The organism is Streptomyces sp. JN8 (assembly GCF_055808075.1).
In genome coordinates this window covers 4,711,468-4,732,971 of sequence record NZ_CM147852.1, presented here as the reverse complement: position 1 = coordinate 4,732,971, position 21,504 = coordinate 4,711,468, and the positions used below count along the sequence as shown (strand labels likewise).

18 protein-coding genes are annotated in these 21,504 nt (G+C 72.2%); 8 read left to right on the top strand and 10 right to left on the bottom strand.

The genetic code is table 11. The features are described from left to right. The first annotated feature begins 2 nt into the window (after positions 1–2). The 3 genes from ACY0MR_RS20935 (at position 3) to ACY0MR_RS20925 (ending at position 3,140) form a co-directional block, all read left to right on the top strand. On the top strand, positions 3–938 hold the full coding sequence (locus ACY0MR_RS20935) for a DUF3558 domain-containing protein (RefSeq protein ID WP_473554653.1): 936 nt from the start codon (positions 3–5) through the stop codon (positions 936–938). 87 nt (positions 939–1,025) lie between these two features. Continuing rightward, positions 1,026–1,760: a DUF3558 domain-containing protein gene (locus ACY0MR_RS20930; RefSeq protein WP_388806754.1), complete on the top strand. Its 735-nt coding sequence runs from the start codon at positions 1,026–1,028 to the stop codon at positions 1,758–1,760. A gap of 144 nt (positions 1,761–1,904) precedes the next feature. Next, the gene (locus ACY0MR_RS20925; protein WP_404085320.1) at positions 1,905–3,140 is read left to right on the top strand and encodes a DUF2637 domain-containing protein; all 1,236 of its coding nucleotides are present in this window, start codon (positions 1,905–1,907) and stop codon (positions 3,138–3,140) included. Positions 3,141–3,304: 164 nt separating this feature from the next. Here the strand turns inward: ACY0MR_RS20925 and lysS are convergent, their stop codons facing one another. Then, positions 3,305–5,029 (bottom strand): lysine--tRNA ligase, encoded by a 1,725-nt coding sequence (gene lysS / locus ACY0MR_RS20920; RefSeq protein WP_404085322.1) that lies wholly within the window; start codon positions 5,027–5,029, stop codon positions 3,305–3,307. 216 nt (positions 5,030–5,245) lie between these two features. Between lysS and argS the strand changes: the two genes are divergently transcribed. Then, positions 5,246–7,042, top strand: coding sequence for an arginine--tRNA ligase (argS, locus tag ACY0MR_RS20915; RefSeq protein WP_473554650.1), 1,797 nt, complete (start codon positions 5,246–5,248; stop codon positions 7,040–7,042). A gap of 66 nt (positions 7,043–7,108) precedes the next feature. Here the strand turns inward: argS and ACY0MR_RS20910 are convergent, their stop codons facing one another. Beyond that, positions 7,109–7,378: a DUF1876 domain-containing protein gene (locus ACY0MR_RS20910; RefSeq protein ID WP_073916640.1), complete on the bottom strand. Its 270-nt coding sequence runs from the start codon at positions 7,376–7,378 to the stop codon at positions 7,109–7,111. Positions 7,379–7,498: 120 nt separating this feature from the next. Between ACY0MR_RS20910 and ACY0MR_RS20905 the strand changes: the two genes are divergently transcribed. After that, positions 7,499–8,275, top strand: coding sequence for a DUF4253 domain-containing protein (locus ACY0MR_RS20905; protein WP_473554647.1), 777 nt, complete (start codon positions 7,499–7,501; stop codon positions 8,273–8,275). Between the two features lie 111 nt (positions 8,276–8,386). Here the strand turns inward: ACY0MR_RS20905 and hemB are convergent, their stop codons facing one another. The 6 genes from hemB to ACY0MR_RS20875 form a co-directional block, all read right to left on the bottom strand. After that, positions 8,387–9,391 carry a porphobilinogen synthase gene (hemB, locus tag ACY0MR_RS20900; protein ID WP_361853913.1) on the bottom strand — a complete coding sequence of 335 codons (1,005 nt, stop codon included), beginning with the start codon at positions 9,389–9,391 and terminating at the stop codon, positions 8,387–8,389. A gap of 528 nt (positions 9,392–9,919) precedes the next feature. Further along, positions 9,920–11,590 carry a bifunctional uroporphyrinogen-III C-methyltransferase/uroporphyrinogen-III synthase gene (locus ACY0MR_RS20895; RefSeq protein WP_388806765.1) on the bottom strand — a complete coding sequence of 557 codons (1,671 nt, stop codon included), beginning with the start codon at positions 11,588–11,590 and terminating at the stop codon, positions 9,920–9,922. Beyond that, complete coding sequence (hemC, locus tag ACY0MR_RS20890; RefSeq protein WP_361861351.1) at positions 11,587–12,573, bottom strand: hydroxymethylbilane synthase; 987 nt, start codon at positions 12,571–12,573, stop codon at positions 11,587–11,589. Before hemC ends, ACY0MR_RS20895 begins: the two co-directional genes overlap by 4 nt. After that, positions 12,570–13,925 carry a glutamyl-tRNA reductase gene (locus ACY0MR_RS20885; RefSeq protein WP_392045124.1) on the bottom strand — a complete coding sequence of 452 codons (1,356 nt, stop codon included), beginning with the start codon at positions 13,923–13,925 and terminating at the stop codon, positions 12,570–12,572. The genes hemC and ACY0MR_RS20885 overlap by 4 nt, the downstream gene beginning before the upstream one ends. Then, positions 13,922–14,719, bottom strand: coding sequence for a redox-sensing transcriptional repressor Rex (locus ACY0MR_RS20880; protein WP_388806769.1), 798 nt, complete (start codon positions 14,717–14,719; stop codon positions 13,922–13,924). Before ACY0MR_RS20880 ends, ACY0MR_RS20885 begins: the two co-directional genes overlap by 4 nt. A 272-nt stretch (positions 14,720–14,991) precedes the next feature. Beyond that, positions 14,992–15,273, bottom strand: coding sequence for a glutaredoxin family protein (locus tag ACY0MR_RS20875; protein WP_361861343.1), 282 nt, complete (start codon positions 15,271–15,273; stop codon positions 14,992–14,994). Between the two features lie 105 nt (positions 15,274–15,378). Between ACY0MR_RS20875 and ACY0MR_RS20870 the strand changes: the two genes are divergently transcribed. The 3 genes from ACY0MR_RS20870 to ACY0MR_RS20860 all read left to right on the top strand — a co-directional run bounded on the left by ACY0MR_RS20870 (position 15,379) and on the right by ACY0MR_RS20860 (position 19,227). Next, a complete protein-coding gene (locus ACY0MR_RS20870) occupies positions 15,379–16,335 on the top strand; it encodes an HAD family hydrolase (protein ID WP_388806771.1) in 957 nt (318 codons plus the stop codon). Between the two features lie 569 nt (positions 16,336–16,904). Beyond that, positions 16,905–17,690 carry an ECF subfamily RNA polymerase sigma factor, BldN family gene (locus ACY0MR_RS20865; RefSeq protein ID WP_361859232.1) on the top strand — a complete coding sequence of 262 codons (786 nt, stop codon included), beginning with the start codon at positions 16,905–16,907 and terminating at the stop codon, positions 17,688–17,690. 298 nt (positions 17,691–17,988) lie between these two features. Beyond that, positions 17,989–19,227, top strand: a complete 1,239-nt coding sequence (locus ACY0MR_RS20860; RefSeq protein ID WP_388806774.1) for a DUF5667 domain-containing protein — start codon at positions 17,989–17,991, stop codon at positions 19,225–19,227. Between the two features lie 55 nt (positions 19,228–19,282). Here ACY0MR_RS20860 and ACY0MR_RS20855 read toward each other — a convergent pair whose 3' ends face one another. Together ACY0MR_RS20855 and ACY0MR_RS20850 are read right to left on the bottom strand one after the other, a co-directional pair. Continuing rightward, the gene (locus ACY0MR_RS20855) at positions 19,283–20,335 is read right to left on the bottom strand and encodes a lysophospholipid acyltransferase family protein (protein ID WP_392866049.1); all 1,053 of its coding nucleotides are present in this window, start codon (positions 20,333–20,335) and stop codon (positions 19,283–19,285) included. Positions 20,336–20,350: 15 nt separating this feature from the next. Next, the gene (locus tag ACY0MR_RS20850) at positions 20,351–21,454 is read right to left on the bottom strand and encodes an NAD-dependent epimerase/dehydratase family protein (RefSeq protein WP_361859241.1); all 1,104 of its coding nucleotides are present in this window, start codon (positions 21,452–21,454) and stop codon (positions 20,351–20,353) included. Positions 21,455–21,504 lie beyond the last annotated feature (50 nt).

Here is a 21,504-nt window from a genome sequence, read left to right as displayed (position 1 = left end):
GCGTGCACCGTAAGAGGTACAGCCCCGGCCGCACCGGGTCCACGGCTCGCGGCGCCGTCGTCCTCGCACTCGGCCTCGGCCTCGGAATCGGCCTCACCGGCTGCTCGGGCGGCACCCCCGCCGACGACGTCACGGTGGACGCCAAGGCCGGCCCCGCCGTGCCCGTGGCACCTCCGGGCCGCTACCGCACGCTCTTCGAGCCCTGCGGCGCCGTCCCCCAGGCCACCCTCAAGGACCTGCTCCCCGGCGCCGCCGCCCTCGCCGACGCCGAACGCGACAAGGCGTACCGCGGCACCACCGCCGTGACCTACGACACCGACCGCCGGGTCGGCTGCACCTGGCGGGCCGACACCCCGGACGTCTCGCACCGGCTCGCGCTCGACGTCGAGCGGGTGGTCTCGTACGACACGGCCGTCAGCGACGACGACCGGGCGCAGGAGGTGTACGCCCGCAAGCAGCTCGCGGCGGGCATCCCGCTGCCCCCGACGGCGCCGCCGACCACCGCACCGCCGTCGACCGCCCCGCCCTCGGGCACGGCGACGTCCCCGGCCACCCCCTCGGCGAGCGGCCGGCCCTCGGACGGGGCCCGGGGCGCGGACGCGGCGGAGGCCACCGCCGGCACCCCGTCGGGCAAGCCCTCGCCCGGCACCACCGCGCCCCCCTCCGGCGCCACCCCGTCCGACCCGTCGCCCACCGGCCTCGAACCCCGCGTCCTCGAAGGCCTCGGGAACGTCGCCTTCCTCGACGACGCGCTGACAACGGTCGGCGCGAACGGCCACCAGCGCGCCGTGAGCGTGGTGTTCCGCACATCCAACGTCATCGTGACCGTCTCCTACCGGGAGCAGACGACCGGTTCCGCGGAGGCCCCGGACAGCATGGAGCTGCAGGAAAAGGCCCGGAACCTGGCCCGACTGCTCGCCGAACGCCTGGAGGAGTAGCCGCTCGGCTCCGCTCCGTGAGCGGACGGACACCACGTAACGTGTCGGCGTACCGGCCGGACCGTACGACAAGCGACTGAAGGAACCATGCAGCGAACAGCTCCGCGACTCACCCGCATACTCGCCTGCGCCGCCGTCCCGGTGATGCTCGTCGTCGCCGGCTGCTCCTCGGACTCCGACGGCGGTTCCGGCGCGGCGGGATCGAAGGACAAGGGGTCCTCGTCGGCCTCCGCCACCCCGTCGCCCTCGCAGACGACGAAGACGGTCGAGCCGGCGAAGTTCGCGAAGCTGCCGGAGGCCTGCAAGGCGGTCGTCGCGAAGACGACGGCCTCGCTCGTGCCGAAGGCGAAGACCAAGAACGGCACGCCGGCCGTCTCCAGCGACCTCGGCAGCCGTAGCGGCTGCTCGTGGAACGGCCTGGACGACAAGGGCGTGAAGGGTTCGCAGTACCGCTGGCTGGACGTCTCCTTCTACCGGTACGAGTCGGACGCGGCGCTGGGCAGCGGCCAGGAGCGTGCGCAGGAGAACCTGGCGAAGGAGCTCGCCAAGATCGAGCAGACCCCAGGTGCGAAGAAGCTGCGCACCAGCGCGGCGACGGGGATCGGCGACGAGGCGAAGTCCGTCGCGTACGAGCTGCGCAAGACCGACGAGGACTTCGTCTACGGCTCGATCGTGGCGCGCACCGGCAACGTCCTGGTGCTGCTCTCGTACAACGGCGCCGGTTACGCGGGGGCGCCCACTCCGTCGGACAAGACGGTGATGAGCGGTGCGGTGAAGGCGGCGAAGGAGGCCGTGGCCGCGGTCGCCGCCGCCAACAAGTAGACGCGAGTGAATCTCGACAACTCGTAGCGAACCGGCGCAGAGCGACACGTCGATGCGGAGCCCGTCCCTCCCCTGGGGGCCGGGCTTCGCGCACATGTGCCAGTCTGTGCGCGCGAGATGTCGATTGACGGGAGGGGATCGCGGGTGGCCGCGATGCAGCTGACACGCACACACCGAATACTCATCGGCCTCGTCATCGCCGGTGCGCTGATCATCGCGGGGATCGGTTTCGCGGGTTCGTACGCCGCCGTGCGGGAACTGGCCGTGCAGAAGGGCTTCGGCACCTTCTCCTACTTCTTCCCGATCGGCATCGACGCGGGCATCTGTGTGCTGCTCGCCCTGGACCTGCTGCTGACGTGGCTGCGGATTCCCTTCCCGCTGCTGCGGCAGACCGCGTGGGTGCTGACCGCTGCGACGATCGCGTTCAACGGCGCGGCCGCGTGGCCGGATCCGCTGGGCGTCGGGATGCACGCGGTGATCCCGATCCTGTTCGTGGTGGCCGTCGAGGCCGCCCGGCACGCGGTGGGGCGGATCGCCGACATCACCGCGGACAAGCACATGGAGGGCGTCCGGATCACCCGTTGGCTGCTCTCGCCGGTGCCGACGTTCCGGCTGTGGCGCCGGATGAAGCTGTGGGAGCTCCGCTCCTACGAGCAGGTGATCAAGCTGGAGCAGGAGCGGCTGATCTACCAGGCGCGTCTGCAGGCTCGTTTCGGCCGGAGCTGGCGTCGGAAGGCGCCGGTGGAGGCGCTGATGCCGCTGCGTCTGGCGCGGTACGGGGTGCCGCTGGCGGAGACGGCGCCGGCGGGTCTCGCGGCGGCGGGCATCGAGCCGGCCGTGCTGCCCCCGCAGCCGCAAGGCGGGGCGCCGCTGTTGCCTCAGCCGCCGCAGCTGCCCCAGCCGCTTCAGGTGGCGCAGCAGCCGCAGGGAGTGCAGCCGGCGCCGGGTCCGCAGCCGCGCCCCGAGGGGCCGGAGGAGGCCGAGGGCAGCCCGTGGTTCGCCGGGCAGGCGCGGCCGGACGGTTACCAGGGCTCGTACAACCCGCAGATCGTCGACGGTCTGGAGCCGATCCCGGTGCCCGTTCCGCTGGGTCCCGAGGACGTTCCGCCGTCGGGGCCGGAGGAGTTCGTCGAGTACCCCGAGTACGTCGAGGAGCAGCCGGAGCCGCAGGAGGTCGAGGAGTTCCGCGAGGTCGTCTACAAGCAGACCTGGGCGTACGCGGTGGAGAACGACGCCTTCCCGGAGACCGGGGAGCTGGAGCGGATGGTGGCCGATCACTACGGTCTCGACCAGCTCCGCAACCCCGAGTTGCTGCACCGGATGATTCCGGAGGTCCAGCAGCAGATCCAGCGGGACATGCAGGAGTACCGCACTCCCTGACCTGTCGGGGAGTAGGGGGAGGGGCCGCCGCCCGGTGTCCGGGTGGCGGCCCCTCCTCGTGCTCGGTCAGGTCGAGGGTGACGGTCCGGGCCGTCCGCCTCGGTCTGGGGGTGACGGTCCGGGCCGTCCGCCTCGGTCTGAGGGGGACGGCCCGGGCCGGTCGGTCACGCGCCGAGCAGCGTCCTCACTCGGTCCGCGCCCACGGCGAGCAGCAGCGTGGGCAGGCGCGGGCCGGTCTCGCGGCTGACGAGGAGCTTGTAGAGCAGGGCGAAGAAGGCGCGCTGGGCGAGCTTCAGCTCGGGCGTCGGCTTGGCCTCGGGGTCGAGCCCGGCCATGACCTTCGGGACGCCGTAGACGAGGGTGGTGAGTCCGTCGAGCGACCAGTGGCTGTCGAGGCCTTCCAGGAGCAGGCGGAGCGACTCGCGGCCCTCGTCGTCGAGGGAGCCCAGGAGTTCGGTGTCGGGCGTCTCGCGGACGATGGTGCGCTGGTCGGCCGGGACCTGGCTGGTGATCCAGTTCTCGGCGCGGTCGAGGCGCGGGCGGACCTCGTCGAGGGACGTGACCGGGTTCTCGGGGTCGAGTTCGGTCAGGATCCGCAGGGTCTGCTCGTCGTGGCCGGCGGTGACGTCCATGACCGAGGCGAGCGTGCGGTACGGGAGCGGGCGCGGGGTGCGCGGGAGCTCTCCGGCGGCCGTGCGGGCGGCGCGGGTGTGGGCGGCGGCGTCGGCGGGGAGCACGGTGCCGTCGGCGACCTTGGCCTCCAGCTTGTCCCACTCGTCGTAGAGCCGCTGGATCTCCTGGTCGAAGGCGATCTTGAAGGACTGGTTGGGGCGGCGGCGCGCGTACAGCCAGCGGAGCAGCGGCGCTTCCATGATCTTCAGCGCGTCGGCGGCGGTCGGGACGCCCCCGCGCGAGGAGGACATCTTGGCCATGCCGCTGATGCCGACGAAGGCGTACATGGGGCCGATGGGCTGGACGCCGTCGAAGATCTCGCGGACGATCTGGCCGCCGACGACGAAGGAGGAGCCGGGCGAGGAGTGGTCGACGCCGGAGGGCTCGAAGACGACGCCCTCGTAGGCCCAGCGCATGGGCCAGTCGACCTTCCAGACCAGCTTGCCGCGGTTGAACTCGCTGAGCTTCACGGTCTCGGAGAAGCCGCAGTTCGCGCAGGTGTAGGCGAGCTCGGTGGTGTCGTCGTCGTACGAGGTGACCGTGGTGAGGTCCTTCTCGCACTGCCCGCAGTACGGCTTGTACGGGAAGTAGCCCGAGGTGCCGCCGGAGCCGTCGTCCTCGGCGGCGGCGCCGGAGCCCTCCTCGGCCTCCCGCTCGGCCTCGTCGACCGGCTTCTGCGACTGCTTCTTCGGCGCCTTCTTCGTCCGGTACTGGTCGAGGATGGCGTCGATGTCGCCGCGGTGCTTCATGGCGTGCAGGATCTGCTCGCGGTAGGTGCCGGCGGTGTACTGCTCGGTCTGGCTGATCGGGTCGTACTCGACGCCCAGCTCGGCCAGGGACTCGACCATGGCGGCCTTGAAGTGCTCGGCCCAGTTGGGGTGGGGCGAGCCGGCGGGGGCGGGGACCGAGGTCAGGGGCTTGCCGATGTGCTCGGCCCAGGACTCGTCGATGCCCTCGATGCCGTTCGGCACCTTGCGGTAGCGGTCGTAGTCGTCCCACGAGATCAGGTGCCTGACCTCGTGCCCGCGGCGGCGGATCTCGTCGGCGACCAGGTGCGGGGTCATGACCTCGCGGAGGTTGCCCAGGTGGATGGGGCCGGACGGGGAGAGTCCGGAGGCGACGACGACCGGTTTGCCAGGCGCACGTCGCTCCGACTCGGCGATGACCTCGTCCGCGAAACGGGAGACCCAGTCGGTCTCGGTGCTGCTCTGAGCCACGGTCGGTACGTCCTTCTTCCGGTTGGGTTCTGCCTGAGGGGTCCTACGCGAGCCATTCTCCCAGACGGAAGAAGGCTCTCCGAGGTTGTCCACAGGCCGACACGGCGTGTGCCCCCGGTCGTCCACAGGCGGGGAAATCACGTTGCGCTGCCGTGGGACACTTGACAAGCGTTTCAGACGCAGAGAACTCACCGGACTCAACAGGAACGGAAGCTCATGGCCTCGGTCCCTTCCCTCGCTTCGACCGTGCAGCAGCGTCTCGCGGACGGCCTCTCGGCAGCCCTGCCGGACGCCGCGTCCGCCGACCCGCTGCTGCGACGAAGCGACCGGGCCGACTTCCAGGCCAACGGCATCCTGGCGCTCGCCAAGCAGCTCAAGGGCAACCCGCGTGAGCTGGCGACCAAGGTCGTCGCCGCGATCCCGGAGAACGACGTCCTGCGGGAGATCGAGGTCTCGGGCCCCGGCTTCCTGAACATCACGGTCAGCGACGCGGCGATCGTGCGGACCCTCGCGGCCCGCGCCGCCGACGCCCGGCTCGGCGTGCCGTTCAACGAGTCGGCCGGTACGACGGTCATCGACTACGCCCAGCCGAACGTGGCGAAGGAGATGCACGTCGGGCACCTGCGCTCGGCCGTGATCGGCGCCGCGATGGTCGAGATCCTGGAGTTCACCGGCGAGACGGTGGTCCGCAGGCACCACATCGGCGACTGGGGCACCCAGTTCGGCATGCTCATCCAGTACCTGATCGAGCACCCGCACGAGCTGGACCACAAGGCCGAGGGCGGCTCCGAGGTCTCCGGTGAGGAGGCCATGTCGAACCTGAACCGGCTGTACAAGGCCTCGCGCGCCCTCTTCGACACCGACGAGGCGTTCAAGACGCGGGCCCGGGCCCGCGTGGTGGACCTGCAGGCCGGCGACGAGGAGACGCTCGCGCTCTGGCAGCGGTTCGTCGACGAGTCGAAGATCTACTTCTACTCGGTCTTCGACAAGCTCGACATGGACATCCGGGACGCCGACGTGATCGGCGAGTCCGGCTACAACGACATGCTGGCGGAGACCTGCCGGATCCTGGAGGAGTCGGGCGTCGCCGTCCGCTCCGAGGGCGCGCTGTGCGTGTTCTTCGACGACGTGAAGGGCCCGGACGGCAACCCGACCCCGCTGATCGTCCAGAAGTCCGACGGCGGCTTCGGCTACGCGGCGACCGACCTGTCGGCCATCCGCGACCGGGTGGGGAACCTGAAGGCGACGACCCTGCTGTACGTGGTGGACGCCCGGCAGTCGCTGCACTTCAAGATGGTCTTCGAGACGGCCCGCCGGGCGGGCTGGCTGAACGAGGACGTGAAGGCCGTTCAGCTGGCTTTCGGCACGGTCCTCGGCAAGGACGGCAAGCCGTTCAAGACCCGTGAGGGCGAGACGGTGCGGCTGGTGGACCTGCTGGACGAGGCGGTGGACCGGGCGACGTCGGTCGTGCGCGACAAGGCGGACGAGTACGTCGCGAAGACCGGCGAGACGCTCCTCACCGACGCGGAGATCGTCGAGAACGGCCGGTACGTGGGCATCGGCGCCGTGAAGTACGCCGACCTGTCGACGTCGGCCGCGCGCGACTACAAGTTCGACCTGGACCAGATGGTCTCGCTGAACGGCGACACGTCGGTCTACCTGCAGTACGCGTACGCGCGGGTCAGGTCGATCTTCGGTAAGGCCGGCGACCGTACCCCGCTCGCGCACCCGGAGCTGGAGCTGGCTCCGGCGGAGCGCGCGCTCGGCCTGCACCTGGACCAGTTCGGCGAGGTCATCGCCGAGGCGGCCGAGGAGCACGCACCGCACAAGCTGGCCGCGTACCTGTACCAGCTGGCCTCGCTGTTCACGACGTTCTACTCGGAGTGCCCGGTCATCAAGCCGGCGCCGGCGCAGGACGTCGCGGAGAACCGCCTCTTCCTCTCCGACCTGACCGCCCGCACCCTGCGCCAGGGCATGGCGCTGCTGGGCATCCGGACGCCCGAGCGCCTCTGACGGCACCCGGAACGGCATCCGGTCACGGGGCCCCCGGTACGGATCACCGTGCCGGGGGCCCCGTCGTCAGCGGAGGGTGTGCGAGGTGCGGCCCGAGACCTCGTCGATCTCCGTATGGGCCTTCTGGAGCAGCTGGGAGGCGAGGTCCATCAGCGCGCGTGCGCCGGCGATCTCCTCGCCCACTCTCAGCTGGTCCGGGTCGGAGGGGTGCCGGTTGGCCGTGCCGTGGGCCCGGAACTCGGTTCCGTCGGAGAGCCGCACCATCGCCGCGGCCCGCGTCCGGTCGCCCTCCTCCTGGAACTCCATCTCGACATGCCATCCGACAAGCGTGTGCATCATGAGGACCACCTCCAGCGAGGTACCTGTCGGCTACCTCTCCAGGGTGCGCCGACGCGTGCCGCCTCACCACTCGCTCCGCAGTCCGGGGATGTCAGTGGTGCCCCGTACGTTCTCCGCATGGCGATGATCCCGAACCGGCTGCCCCGGCTCGCGGCCGATCCGACCGGCCGTTCCCTCGGTCTCGACCTGCCGCCCGGCGCGCTCACCGGCCCCGCGGACGCCCCGTGCCTCTGGTCGGGGGACGGTCCGGCGGGCCCCGCCGCCTGGGGCGCGCTGCGCCCGGCGGCCCGTACGGCCGGGCTGCTGCCGGTGCTGCTGGGCGGCCGCTGGGGGCTGGACCGGTGGGAGCTGATGCCGGAGCGGATGAGCGATCCGGCCGACCACGACGCCGAGGAGGTCCTCGCCGGATTCTGGGACGCCAACGCGGCCGACGAGATACCGGGGAGCGCGGGCTGGCCCGGTACCGCGCCGGCGCAGCGCTGCGAGGCGGATCCCGACGAGGCGGCCGACGCCGTGGCGGAGCTGCTGACGGAGCCGGGGTTCTGGTTGGAGGACGCCCGTCCGGCCCTGGTGCCGGCCCGGCGCAGCGCGGACGTCCCGGCGGTCATCGGCTGGACGGGGCCGCTGAACCACGAGAACGACGTGGCCCGGCTGTGCGCGGTGCTGCGGTCCTGGGAGGACCGCTTCGGGGCCCGGGTCGTGGCGCTGACCTTCGACCAGCTCGTGGTCTCGGTGGCGGCGCCGCCGGTGACGCGGGAGGACGCCGAGGCGGTGGCGGCGGAGCACTTCGCGTTCTGCCCGGACACCATCTGGCAGGGCGGTCACACGAACCTGCGCGACTACGCCCGCGAGGCGCTGCTGGACAGCCCGGTCTGGACGTTCTGGTGGGACTAGGCCGTCTCTTCCGGATCTTGCCGGGCGGCGCGGGTCAGGCAAGATCCGGAAGAGACGGCCTAGTCGCCCCGGGTGGGTGTCCCGGCACGCCGACCGGGACACCGGCGGGCGCTAGCCGCGCGAGCGGGACAGGTTCTGGGCGACCTCGGTGGCCCAGTAGGTGAGGATCATGTGCGCGCCGGCCCGGCGGATGCCGGTGAGGGTCTCCATGATCGCCCGGTCGCGGTCGATCCAGCCTTTCTCGGCGGCGGCCTCGACCATCGCGTACTCACCGCTGATCTGGTAGGCGGCGACGGGCACGTCGACGGCCTCGGCGACCTTGGCGAGCACGTCGAGGTACGGCCCCGCGGGCTTGACCATCACCATGTCGGCGCCCTCCTCCAGGTCGAGCGCGAGCTCGCGCATCGACTCGCGGACGTTGGCGGGGTCCTGCTGGTAGGTCTTGCGGTCGCCCTTGAGGGAGGATCCGACGGCCTCGCGGAAGGGGCCGTAGAAGGCGGAGGAGTACTTCACGGTGTACGCGAGGATCGACACGTCCTCCTTGCCGATGGTGTCCAGGGCGTCCCGGACGACGCCGACCTGGCCGTCCATCATCCCGGAGGGGCCGACGACGTGGACGCCTGCGTCGGCCTGGACCTGGGCCATCTCGGCGTAGCGCTCCAGGGTGGCGTCGTTGTCGACGCGGCCGTCGGCGTCGAGGACGCCGCAGTGGCCGTGGTCGGTGAACTCGTCGAGGCACAGGTCCGACATGACGATGAGCTCGTCGCCGACCTCGGCCCGCACGTCGCGGATGGCGACCTGGAGGATGCCGTCCGGGTCGGTGCCGGCCGTGCCCGCCGCGTCCTTCTTCTCGTCCGCGGGCACGCCGAACAGCATGATCCCGGAGACGCCGGCCTCCACCGCCTCGACCGCGGCCTTCCGCAGGGTGTCCCGCGTGTGCTGGACGACGCCGGGCATGGCCTGGATCGGCACGGGCTCGGTGATCCCCTCGCGCACGAACGCGGGGAGGATCAGATCGGCGGGATGAAGCCGCGTCTCGGCCACCATCCGCCGCATGGCGGGCGTCGTCCGCAGCCGCCTCGGCCGCGCCCCGGGAAAGGATCCGTACGAGTTCATAGTGTGAGGCTACGCCCGCGTGCGCGATGCCCTTACAGACACGTTGTGGGCATGCGCCCCACCCCCGGCCCGACACGGGCGCCCGCTCCTCGGCCCCGCTGTGGGCCCGCGCCCCACCCCGTGGGGGGCCTGGGCCCCGCCCGTTGTGGGCAGGCGTTCCGCAAGGGGCGGAACGGGTGGGCACAACGGACCAGCGCCCCGCCGGCGCCCGAGGCTCCCGCGCCTGAACCCGCACCACCAGGTGCAGCACCCGGTGGTGCGGGCCAGGGCACAGAACGCGGAGGCGCCGCGAAAGCACGCCGTCCCGTGTGCCCACCCGTCCCGCCCAGCGGGACGATCGCCCACACGGGCGTGGGCGACGCCCACACGGGCAGCGGGCGAGGCGCCCACGACGCGCGCAGGACGAAGGCCCCGACCGGCACCGGGCGCGGGCCCACAACCGGCGGCGCGCGGGCCGCGCGACGCGCGCGGGGCGCGGCCCCGTCCGCGAAGACGGGCCCGCGCCCCGCGCGTGAAGAGACCGAACCGCTACGTCGTGCGGCGCCGACGCGCGCCCGGCCGCCGCTCGCTCGGCCGCGTCACGGGATCGCCCGCCTCCAGGGCGGCCTCCCGCCGGCGCGTGCCGAAGTCCGCGAGCGCCTCGGCCAGCTTGTGCACGGACGGCTCGGGCGACAGCACGTCGACCCGCAGCCCGTGCTCCTCGGCGGTCTTCGCCGTGGCGGGACCGATGCACGCGATGACGGTCACGTTGTGCGGCTTGCCGGCGATGCCGACCAGGTTCCGCACCGTCGACGAGGACGTGAAGAGCACGGCGTCGAAGCCGCCGCCCTTGATCGCCTCGCGCGTGTCCGCCGGCGGCGGCGACGCCCGTACGGTCCGGTAGGCGGTGACGTCGTCGACCTCCCAGCCGAGCTCGATCAGGCCCGCGACCAGCGTCTCCGTGGCGATGTCGGCCCGCGGCAGGAAGACGCGGTCGATCGGGTCGAAGACCGGGTCGTACGGCGGCCAGTCCTCCAGGAGTCCGGCGGCGGACTGCTCCCCGCTGGGCACCAGGTCGGGCTTCACGCCGAAGTCGACCAGCGCCGCGGCGGTCTGCTCGCCGACCGCCGCGACCTTGATCCCGGCGAAGGCGCGGGCGTCGAGCCCGTACTCCTCGAACTTCTCCCGTACGGCCTTGACCGCGTTGACCGAGGTGAAGGCGATCCACTCGTAGCGGCCGGTCACGAGCCCCTTGACGGCACGCTCCATCTGCTGGGGCGTGCGCGGCGGCTCGACGGCGATGGTCGGCACCTCGTGCGGCACCGCGCCGTACGAGCGCAGCTGGTCGGAGAGCGACGCGGCCTGCTCCTTGGTGCGCGGCACGAGCACCCGCCAGCCGAAGAGCGGCTTCGACTCGAACCACGACAGCTGGTCCCGCTGCGCGGGGGCGCTGCGCTCGCCGACCACGGCTATGACCGGCCGGTGGCCCTCGGGCGACGGGAGGACCTTGCCCTGCTTGAAGACCTGGGCGATGGTGCCGAGGGTGGCGTTCCAGGTCCGCTGCCGGGTGGTCGTCCCGGCGATGGTGACGGTGAGCGGGGTGTCCGGCTTACGGCCAGCCGCCACCAGTTCACCGGCGGCCGCGGCCACCGAGTCGAGCGAGGTGGACACGACGACGGTGCCGTCGGAGGCGCCGACCTCGGTCCAGCACCGCTCGTCGGCGGTGCGGGCGTCGACGAAGCGCACGTCGGTGCCCTGGGCGTCACGGAGCGGGACACCGGCGTACGCGGGTACGCCGACGGCCGTGGCGACGCCGGGGACGACCTCGAAGGGGATGCCCTCGGCGGCGCAGAGGAGCATCTCGGCCCCCGCGTTGCCGTCGAGTCCGGGGTCGCCGGTCACCGCACGGACGACCCGCCTGCCGCCCCTCGCGGCCTCCATGACAAGATTGGCGGCATCCCTCAACACGGGGACTCCGGCGGTTGTTGACGCCTCGTCAACGACCGTCAGCTCCGGCGTGCTCACCCCCGCGCGCGCGTGGCCGCGAACGACCTCGAGCACCTCCGGCTCGGCGATCAGGACATCCGCTCCGGCGAGGGCCTCCACGGCCCTGAGGGTCAGGAGTCCGGGGTCACCGGGGCCTGCGCCGAGGAATGTGACGTGCCCATGGCCCGCGAAGGCCGGGGACAGCGGGCTGGTGGTCGGGCTGGTGGGGTTCAAAGTGCTCGCTCCCCCATAAGACCGGCCGCACCCTTGGCGAGCATCTCGTCCGCGAGTTCGCGTCCGAGCGCCATGGCCTCGTCGTGCGAGGTGGGTACGGGTCCGGTGGTGGACAGCTGCACCAGCGTCGAGCCGTCGGTGGTGCCGACGACGCCCCGCAGGCGCATCTCGGTGACAACCTGCCCGTGACCGGGGTCGTCGGCCAGCAGGTCGGCCAGCGCACCCACGGGTGCGGAGCAGCCGGCCTCCAGGGCGGCGAGCAGGGATCGCTCGGCGGTCACGGCGGCCCGGGTGAGCGGGTCGTCGAGCTCGGCGAGCGCGGTGACGAGGTCGGCGTTCGACGCCGGGCACTCGATCGCCAGGGCCCCCTGGCCGGGGGCGGGCAGGACGGAGTCGACCGACAGGTGGTCGAGCGACAGGGAGCCGGTGAGCTCCGCCGTCCCGCCGATGCGGTTGAGGCCTGCCGCGGCGAGGACCACCGCGTCCAGTTCTCCGCTGCGCACGTAGCCGACCCGGGTGTCGATGTTGCCCCGGATCGGGACGCAGGTGATCTCCAGGCCGTGGTTGCGCGCGTACGCGTGGAGCTGGGCCATGCGCCGCGGCGAGCCGGTGCCGACCCGGGCGCCGCGGGGCAGCCGGTCCAGCGTCAGTCCGTCGCGGGCGATCAGCACGTCGCGCGGGTCCTCGCGCCGCGGGATCGCGGCCAGCACCAGGTCCGGGTGCTGCGCGGTCGGCAGGTCCTTCAGGGAGTGGACGGCGAAGTCCACCTCGTCCGCGAGCAGCGCGTCACGCAGGGCGGCGACGAAGACGCCGGTGCCGCCGATCTGCGCGAGGTGCTCCCGGGAGGTGTCCCCGTACGTCGTGATCTCCACGAGCTCGACGGCCCGGCCGGTCAGCTGCCGGACGGCGTCGGCCACGTGCCCGGACTGGGCCATGGCGAGCTTGCTGCGCCTGGTCCCGAGCCTCAGTGCCCTCTCGGTCATACTCGCCCTCGGTTCTTGACGTCGGCGTCATTCAGGTCGGCCCGGCTGACAGAAGCCACCGTCTCCGGGTCGAGGTCGAAGAGTGTGCGCAGCGCGTCCGCGTACCCGGCGCCGCCGGGCTCGCTGGCCAGCTGCTTGACCCGCACGGTCGGCGCGTGCAGGAGCTTGTCCACCACGCGGCGCACGGTCTGGGTGATCTCGGCGCGCTGCTTGTCGTCGAGGCCGGGCAGCCGGCCCTCCAGCCGGGCGACCTCGCCGGCCACCACGTCGGCGGCCATGGTGCGCAGGGCGACGACGGTGGGGGTGATGTGGGCGGCCCGCTGGGCGGCGCCGAAGGCGGCGACCTCGTCGGAGACGATGCCGCGGACCTGGTCGACGTCGGCGGCCATGGGCGCGTCGGCGGAGGCCTCGGCGAGCGACTCGATGTCGACGAGCCGGACACCGGGGATGCGGTGGGCGGCGGCGTCGATGTCGCGGGGCATCGCGAGGTCGAGCAGGGCGAGCGGGGTGCGGCGGCCCTGGACGGCGGTCTCGACGTCGTCCCCGGTGAGGACGAGCCCGGTGGCGCCGGTGCAGGAGACGACGACGTCGGCACGTGTCAGTTCGTCGCCGACGGCAACCATCTCGACCGCGTGCGCGGCCACGCCCGTCCCTCCGGGCTCGTTCAGGATCTGCGCGAGCCGCTCGGCACGGGCCAGGGTGCGGTTGGCGATGACGATCTCGGAGGCGCCGGACCGCGCGAGCGTGGCGGCGGCCAGCGAGGACATCGAGCCGGCTCCGATGACGAGCGCCTTCTTGCCCTTGGCCCAGGTGTCGACGTCGCTGCCGTCGGCGAGCTGCTCGAGTCCGAAGGTGACGAGCGACTGCCCGGCCCGGTCGATCCCGGTCTCGCTGTGGGCGCGCTTGCCGACCCGCAGGGCCTGCTGGAACAGGTCGTTGAGGAGTCGGCCGGCGGTGTGCAGTTCCTGGCCGAGCGCGAGTGCGTCCTTGATCTGGCCGAGGATCTGGCCCTCGCCGACGACCATCGAGTCGAGCCCGCAGGCCACCGAGAAGAGGTGGTGGACGGCCCGGTCCTCGTAGTGCACGTAGAGATAGGGGGTGAGCTCGTCCAGGCCGACGCCGCTGTGCTGCGCGAGCAGCGTGGACAGCTCGGCGACACCGGCGTGGAACTTGTCCACGTCGGCGTAGAGCTCGATGCGGTTGCAGGTGGCGAGGACGGTGCCCTCGGCGGCCGGTTCGGCGGCGAGGGTGTCCTGGAGGAGCTTGGCCTGGGTGTCCGCGGCGAGGGCGGCCCGCTCCAGGATGGAGACGGGTGCGCTGCGGTGGCTGAGGCCGACGACGAGGAGGCTCATGCCGGCATCACCGCGGGGACGTCCCCGTCGGGTCCCTTGCGGCCGCCGCCGGTGGTGGCGCGGGGCGCCGGCGGCGCGACGGCCGCGGCGGTGTCAGCCTCGGCGGCCGCGTCGGCCTCGGCGCTCGACTCCTCGCCGGCCTTCCGCTGCTCGTGGAAGGCGAGGATCTGCAGCTCGATGGAGAGGTCGACCTTGCGCACGTCCACGCCGTCGGGCACGGAGAGCACGGTCGGGGCGAAGTTCAGGATGGAGGTGACTCCGGCGGCCACGAGCCGGTCGCAGACCTGCTGGGCGACGCCGGCCGGGGTCGCGATGACGCCGATGGAGACGCCGTCCTCCTCGATGATCTTCTCGAGGTCGTCGCTGTGCTGGACGGGGATGCCCGCGACCGGCTTGCCGGTCATGGCGGGGTCGGCGTCGATCAGCGCCGCGACGCGGAAGCCGCGGGAGGCGAAGCCGCCGTAGCCGGCGAGCGCGGCGCCGAGGTTGCCGATGCCGACGATGACGACCGGCCAGTCCTGGGTGAGCCCGAGCTCACGGGAGATCTGGTAGACGAGGTACTCGACGTCGTAGCCGACCCCGCGGGTGCCGTAGGAGCCCAGGTAGCTGAAGTCCTTGCGCAGCTTCGCGGAGTTGACCCCCGCCGCGGCGGCGAGCTCTTCGGAGGAGACCGTGGGTACGGAGCGCTCCGAGAGCGCGGTGAGTGCGCGCAGATACAGCGGAAGCCTGGCGACGGTGGCCTCGGGAATTCCTCGGCTACGGGTCGCCGGTCGGTGAGTTCGGCCAGTTGCCACGGTGCTCCTGCGGGATGAGCGGGGCTGCAGGCGGCCATATGTCCCAAGACCGCCCCGTCGAATGCAGGCTATGTCTTTGTGAACGCGTGCACAAAGATGGTGTCCGTTTTGTCCGGCCAAAGTGACCGGGGTCACGCGGCTGGTTCGTATCGTCACGGAACCGAGCGGCGTGTCAGCGCGTTGAGAACCCGAAGGGGGCAAAACCGCACACACTCCTCACGATGCCGCCCCCGAAGCCCAACAAAACGTCCACGATGGTAGCCGTCTTTCGGTCAGCCACGCAGTTCGCGACGGAGCCGCTCGGCGTCCACACGCCAGAAGGTGTGCTGCTCGCCGTCGACCAGGACGACCGGAATCTGCTCCCAGTACGCCCGGTGGAGCTCCTCGTCCCGGGTGATGTCCTTCTCCTCCCAGCGCGCCCCCGTCTCGGCGCACACGGCCTCGACCACCGCGCGGGCGTCGTCGCAGAGATGGCAGCCCGGCTTGCCGATCAGCGTCACGGTGCGCGACGCGGCGTCCGTCTTCTTCTTCGTCCGTCCGAACATGGCGTCCATTCTGTCGTCGGTTCCGTCCTCGATTAACAGGGGAGCCCCGCAGTGTTCACGCCGCGGCATCGTCACAAGTCGGGAAGTACCGAACAGACTGGCTATGCTCACGGCATGGCCGCTCTGGGATGGCTCACCCCCCGTAGGCGCTCCGCCACCGCGCGCAGCGTCCTCGCAGGCGAGGCCGCTGCCGAGGCAGCGCGCAAGTCCTCGCTCCAGCTGGAACGGGAGCGGGAGGAGGCCGCGGCCCGGCCCGCGGAGGAGGAGACGCCGCCCGAGCCCGAGTTCCCGGTCGTCGGCGACGTACGGGCGGCCGCGTTCTTCGATCTCGACAACACCGTGATGCAGGGCGCCGCGATCTTCCACTTCGGCCGCGGCCTGTACAAGCGGAAGTTCTTCCAGCGCCGTGAGCTCACCCGATTCGCCTGGCAGCAGGCCTGGTTCCGGCTCGCCGGCGTCGAGGACCCCGAGCACATGCAGGACGCCCGCGAGAGCGCCCTGTCCATCGTCAAGGGCCACCGGGTCTCCGAACTGATGTCGATCGGCGAGGAGATCTACGACGAGTACATGGCCGACCGCATCTGGCCCGGCACCCGCGGCCTCGCCCAGGCGCACCTCGACGCGGGCCAGAAGGTCTGGCTGGTCACGGCCGCCCCGGTGGAGACGGCCACGATCATCGCCCGCAGGCTCGGACTGACGGGCGCGCTCGGCACGGTCGCCGAGTCCGTCGACGGCGTCTACACGGGCCGGCTGGTGGGCGAGCCCCTGCACGGACCGGCGAAGGCCGAGGCGGTCCGCGCCCTGGCCGCCGCCGAGGGCCTCGACCTGACCCGCTGCGCCGCCTACAGCGACTCGCACAACGACATCCCGATGCTCTCGCTGGTGGGCCACCCGTACGCGATCAACCCGGACACCAAGCTCCGCAAGCACGCGAAGGCCAGGGACTGGCGGCTGCGCGACTACCGGACCGGCCGCAAGGCCGCCAAGGTCGGCATCCCGGCCGCCGCGGGCCTGGGCGCCCTGGCCGGCGGCACGGCGGCCGCGGTCGCCCTGCACCGCCGCCGCCACTGAGGTCCGGCGGACCCGCCTCCCCCGCCCAGCGACACGCGGACCGCGCACCCCTCCCGAGCGGCGCGCCCCGGCCCGGCGCCCGAACACCTGCCCCCGCACCGCCACGGCACCGCCGGGCGGCCCCCCGTCCACCGGCCCCGTCCACCACGGCCGCGCGCCCGCGCGGGGCGACTGGCGATACGTTTCGGCTGCGATCATCTGCGACAACCCCGGACCAGGCGCCCTCACCCGTCCGTGGTCGAACACCCCCGCGCAGGTCGACTCCCAGGCATTCGGGCCTCCTTACCCCGCAGCGGCCTCGATCACTCACAGGTCCGGCACTTGAGCACAACGCAACGCCCGCACAGTCACACTCGAAAGCAAACCGATCAACAACCGGTCACCAAACGCACCTTGTTCCGACTGCAAGCAGTAACGGAACCGACGGAACCGGTGATTTGAGCAACTGGGTGTAGCGCTGCCTGTACGAAGCGTTATTCTCCTGGGACGCACAAAGGACCCCTCACGTCGTCACGACGGGTGAACGGTCCCGCACTGCACGTGATGGAAGCTCTGCCTCTGGGAGTCCCGTGTACCCACACGTCGGGGTTGACACCTCGGGCCTGGCTACGCTGCGCGCAACGGTCCTCGACCGTTTGCGCGGCTTCGTCCCCACCGCGTACGCCGGCCCTGTCCCCGCCTTCGCATTCGCCGCAACGGCACCCGCCGGGCCTTGCTACGCCCTGGCCGACGGCAGCGCCGCCGTGGGCAGACGCGGTGCCCGATCCGGAACCTCGACCACCCCCCGCCGCCCCACCGCCGACAGCGACAGCGCGCGGATGATGGACCTGGTCGAGCGCGCCCAGGCCGGTGAGGCCGAGGCCTTCGGCCGCCTGTACGACCAGTACAGCGACACCGTCTACCGGTACATCTACTACCGCGTCGGCGGGAAGGCGACCGCGGAGGACCTCACCAGTGAGACGTTCCTGCGCGCCCTGCGCCGGATCTCCACCTTCACCTGGCAGGGCCGCGACTTCGGCGCCTGGCTCGTCACCATCGCCAGGAACCTGGTCGCCGACCACTTCAAGTCGAGCCGCTTCCGCCTGGAGGTGACCACCGGCGAGATGCTCGACGCCAACGAGGTCGAGCGCAGCCCCGAGGACTCCGTCCTGGAGTCCCTCTCCAACGCCGCACTCCTCGACGCGGTCCGCCGCCTCAACCCCCAGCAGCAGGAGTGCGTCACCCTCCGCTTCCTCCAGGGCCTCTCGGTCGCCGAGACCGCCCGCGTCATGGGGAAGAACGAGGGCGCGATCAAGACCCTGCAGTACCGGGCCGTCCGCACCCTGGCCCGCCTTCTCCCGGACGACGCCCGCTGACCGGTCCGCGCCCCCCACACGCGCCCCCGCGGACCGGACCGCGCCCCCGTCTCCACCCCTCCCCCCACGTCCCCACGACCCCCGCCCAACTCACAGTCGGTGACGCCCCGATGACGCACTGGTCCGATCATCTTTCGCGCGTAACCCAAGTGCCGCGCCGCTCGTTGTGCGGGATGCAGGCTCCCTGTGGACACGCCATGTCCGCAGCCACTCACTCTTTCGTGTGGATGCGCTCAAGGTGTGCAACCTTCCGGACACCCCGGGGAGTCGACCGTCATGACGAGAGGAGGTGCCGCCAGTGATCGCGAACGTATCGGCGCACCGGCGGGCGAACGCCTTCGCCCAGGCCCTGGAGGACCGGGAGTCCGAGGGCGCGGCGGCCGAGCAGCCGGAGAGTCCGGCCGACCCGGCCGAACAGGGGCGGCTGTTGGCCTTGGCGAGCGGCCTCGGCGAACTGCCGAAGCCACAACTGGATCCCGAGGTCAAGGTGGTGCAGCGAGCCCAGCTCGTCGCCGCCATGGAAGCGATGCTCATGGAGGGGAGCGCGGCAGGGGCACCCACGGTGCCCGAGCAGCGCACCGCCGGCGGCAAGGGCACCCACCGGGCGTCCCCGCTCCGGAAGCTCCGCCCCCGTTCCCGCTGGTCCAAGGGCCTCGCCGCCGGCGGCCTCACGGTCGGCGTGGCGGCGGGCGCCTTCGGCGGGGTGGCCGCGGCCAGCTCCGACGCGCTTCCCGGTGACTCGCTCTACGGGCTCAAGCGAGGCATGGAGGACATCAAGCTGGGCATGGCGGACGACGACGCGGACCGCGGCGGCATCTACCTCGACCAGGCCTCCACCCGGCTCAGCGAGGCCCGAAGACTGATGGAGCGCGGTCGCGTCGGCGACCTCGACCACGAGTCCCTCGCCGAGATCCGCCGGGTCCTGGGCGGAATGAAGCACGACGCCACCGAGGGCCACCGCCTGCTCCGTCAGGCGTACCAGCGGGACGGCGAGATCGGCCCGATGGCCCGTCTGAACTCCTTCGCCCAGGCCCACCGGGACACCTGGAACGGCATCCGCGACCGGCTCCCCGTCCAGTTGGCGGACGTGGGCAGCGAGGTCACGCACGTCTTCGACGCGATGGACGAGGAGGTCGAGCCCCTCCAGTCGGTGCTTCCCCGCACCCCCGAGAAGGGCGCCATCGGAACGGAGAGCCCCAGCGGCCGCCCGAGCACGCCGCAGAGCTCGCAGGGCGCGGACACCCAGCGCCCGCCGACCGGTCAGGAGGCCCCGCCCACCGGCGGCCACTCCGCACCGCCCCGCCCGTCGGGCCCGAGCACGGGCACCAGCCCGAGCACGGACACCGGCACCTCGTCGCCCGAGGACGACGGTCTCCTCGGCGGGAGCACCGGCGGACTCCTCAAGCCGTCCCCGACCGGCACGCCGACCGCCCCCACGGACGGCCAGCCGACGCCCGAGATGCCGGACGTCACCCTTCCGCCCATCCTGCCGGGCCTGCTACCAGGCCTCGGCATCGACAGCGAGGACGCTCGCTAGCAAGGAGAAGGGGCGCCCCCACGGACGGGGGGCGCCCCTTCTTCCATGCTCCCGATCAGAAGAAGACCGACCTCCGCTGCACCAGCAACTTGTAGAGCGTGTGCTGGATCTGCTCCCGCACCTGGTCCGTCAGGTTGAACATCAGCATCGGGTCCTCCGCCGCCTCCGGCGCGTACCCGTCCGTCGGGATCGGCTCGCCGAACTGGATCGTCCACTTCGTCGGCAGCGGCAGCGCCCCGAGCGGCCCCAGCCAGGGAAAGGTCGGGGTGAGCGGGAAGTACGGGAAGCCGAGCACCCGCGCCAGCGTCCTGGCGTTCCCGATCATCGGGTATATCTCCTCGGCCCCGACAATCGAGCAGGGCACGATCGGCACCCCGGCCCGCAGCGCCGTCGACACGAAGCCGCCCCGCCCGAACCGCTGGAGCTTGTACCGCTCCCCGAAGGGCTTCCCGATCCCCTTGAAGCCCTCCGGCATCACGCCGACGATCTCACCGGACCGCAGCAGCCGTTCGGCGTCCTCCGCGCACGCCAGGGTGTGACCCGCCTTGCGCGCCAGCTCGTTCACGACCGGCAGCACGAAGACCAGATCGGCGGCAAGCAGCCGCAGGTGGCGCCCGGCCGGATGGTGGTCGTGGACGGCGACCTGCATCATCAGCCCGTCCAGCGGCAGGGTCCCCGAGTGGTTGGCGACGATGAGCGCCCCGCCCTCGGCCGGGATGTTCTCGACGCCCTTCACCTCGACCCGGAAGTACTTCTCGTACAGCGGGCGGAGCAGCGACATCAGGACCTGGTCGGTGAGCTCCTCGTCGTAGCCGAACTCGTCGACCTCGTAGTCGCCGGTGATCCGGCGCCGCAGGAAGGCGAGCCCGCCCGCGAGCTTCCGCTCCCAGGCACCGGCGCCCGTCCCCGCGCCGGAGGAGGCGCCAGGGGCCGTGTCCGCCGCGCCGGGATCCCCGGCGCCCTCCCGGCCGCCCTCCGGCTCCTGGTGGGCCTGCTGGGGCCCCGGCAGGGCCCGTACGGCCGCCGCCTCGCGGTCGGCACGGCCGCCGGGCCGCCGCCGGGCCCGCGACCGGTCGTCGTCGAACGGAATGACCTTGGCGTCCGCCATCGCTGTCCGGTCTCCTCAGGCGCCGTCGTGAACAGAGTGAACAGAGCGCACCTCGTGCGCAGGGGGTACGGCGTCGCCCGGCCGCGCCGTCGACGGGCCCAGCCGCTCGGCGATCCGGTCCACCGCCCCCGCGAGCAGCTCGGGCGGCAGCAGCCCCGGCCCCCGGCCCCGCGCGAAGTCCGCCAGGGCCTCCGCCGTGGTGTAGCGCGGCGAGAAGCCGAGGACCTCGCGCGTCTGGACCGTCGACACGACCCGGCCGTGGGTGAGCAGCCGGATCTGCTCGGGGGCGAAGTCGGTGATCCCGACCGTCCGCAGGGCCGTCCCCACCCAGGTGACGGCCGGCAGCAGCACCGGCACGGTGGGCCGGCCGAGGCGCCGCGCGCACTGGGAGAGCAGCAGCACCCCGTCGCCGGCGATGTTGAAGGTGCCGCTGTTCAGGGTGGCCCGACGGGGCTCGTGCGCCACCAGTTGCAGCACGTCGATGACGTCGTCCTCGTGGACGAACTGCAGCCGCGGGTCGTAGCCCAGGACGGTCGGCAGGACCGGCAGCGCGAGGTACTCGGTCAGGGGCGAGTCGATCCGGGGCCCGAGGATGTTCGCGAACCGCAGCACGCACACGGCGACGTCAGGCCGGCGCCGGGCGAACCCGCGGACGTACCCCTCGACCTCGACGGCGTCCTTCGCGAAGCCCCCGCTGGGCAGCGACTTCGCGGCCGTCGTCTCGGTGAAGACGGCCGGGTCGCGCGGCGCGGAGCCGTAGACGCTGGTACTGGACTTGATCACGAGCCGGCTGATCCGCGGCGACTTCTGGCAGGCGCCGAGCAGCTGCATCGTGCCGATGACGTTGGTCTCCTTGACCGACGTCCGGCCGCCGCCGCCGAGCGCCGTACCGGTGACGTCCAGGTGGACCACCGTGTCGACGTCGTGCTCGGCGAGGACCTTCGCGATCTCCGGCCGGCGGATGTCCGCCCGGACGAACTCGGCGGCGCCGAGCTGGTGCGCCGGATCGACCGCGTCCACCGCGATCACCCGGTCCACCTCCGGGTCCCGCTGGATCCGCCGCACGAGACGGCCCCCGAGGTGCCGGGCCGCACCGGTGACGAGCACGACCTTGCCCAAGATCAGCGCCTTCCGTCCGTCTTCCGTTGGTCGCCACCGTAGCGCCTCCG

Excerpts from the sequence above, each read along its gene's own strand:
- ACY0MR_RS20930 (WP_388806754.1), top strand. The coding sequence starts at position 1,026 with ATGCAGCGAACAGCTCCGCGACTCACCCGCATACTCGCCTGCGCCGCC.
- argS (WP_473554650.1), top strand. The coding sequence starts at position 5,246 with ATGGCCTCGGTCCCTTCCCTCGCTTCGACCGTGCAGCAGCGTCTCGCG.
- ACY0MR_RS20910 (WP_073916640.1), bottom strand. The coding sequence starts at position 7,378 with ATGCACACGCTTGTCGGATGGCATGTCGAGATGGAGTTCCAGGAGGAG.
- ACY0MR_RS20905 (WP_473554647.1), top strand. The coding sequence starts at position 7,499 with ATGGCGATGATCCCGAACCGGCTGCCCCGGCTCGCGGCCGATCCGACC.
- hemB (WP_361853913.1), bottom strand. The coding sequence starts at position 9,391 with ATGAACTCGTACGGATCCTTTCCCGGGGCGCGGCCGAGGCGGCTGCGG.
- hemC (WP_361861351.1), bottom strand. The coding sequence starts at position 12,573 with ATGACCGAGAGGGCACTGAGGCTCGGGACCAGGCGCAGCAAGCTCGCC.
- ACY0MR_RS20885 (WP_392045124.1), bottom strand. The coding sequence starts at position 13,925 with ATGAGCCTCCTCGTCGTCGGCCTCAGCCACCGCAGCGCACCCGTCTCC.
- ACY0MR_RS20875 (WP_361861343.1), bottom strand. The coding sequence starts at position 15,273 with ATGGACGCCATGTTCGGACGGACGAAGAAGAAGACGGACGCCGCGTCG.
- ACY0MR_RS20870 (WP_388806771.1), top strand. The coding sequence starts at position 15,379 with ATGGCCGCTCTGGGATGGCTCACCCCCCGTAGGCGCTCCGCCACCGCG.
- ACY0MR_RS20855 (WP_392866049.1), bottom strand. The coding sequence starts at position 20,335 with ATGGCGGACGCCAAGGTCATTCCGTTCGACGACGACCGGTCGCGGGCC.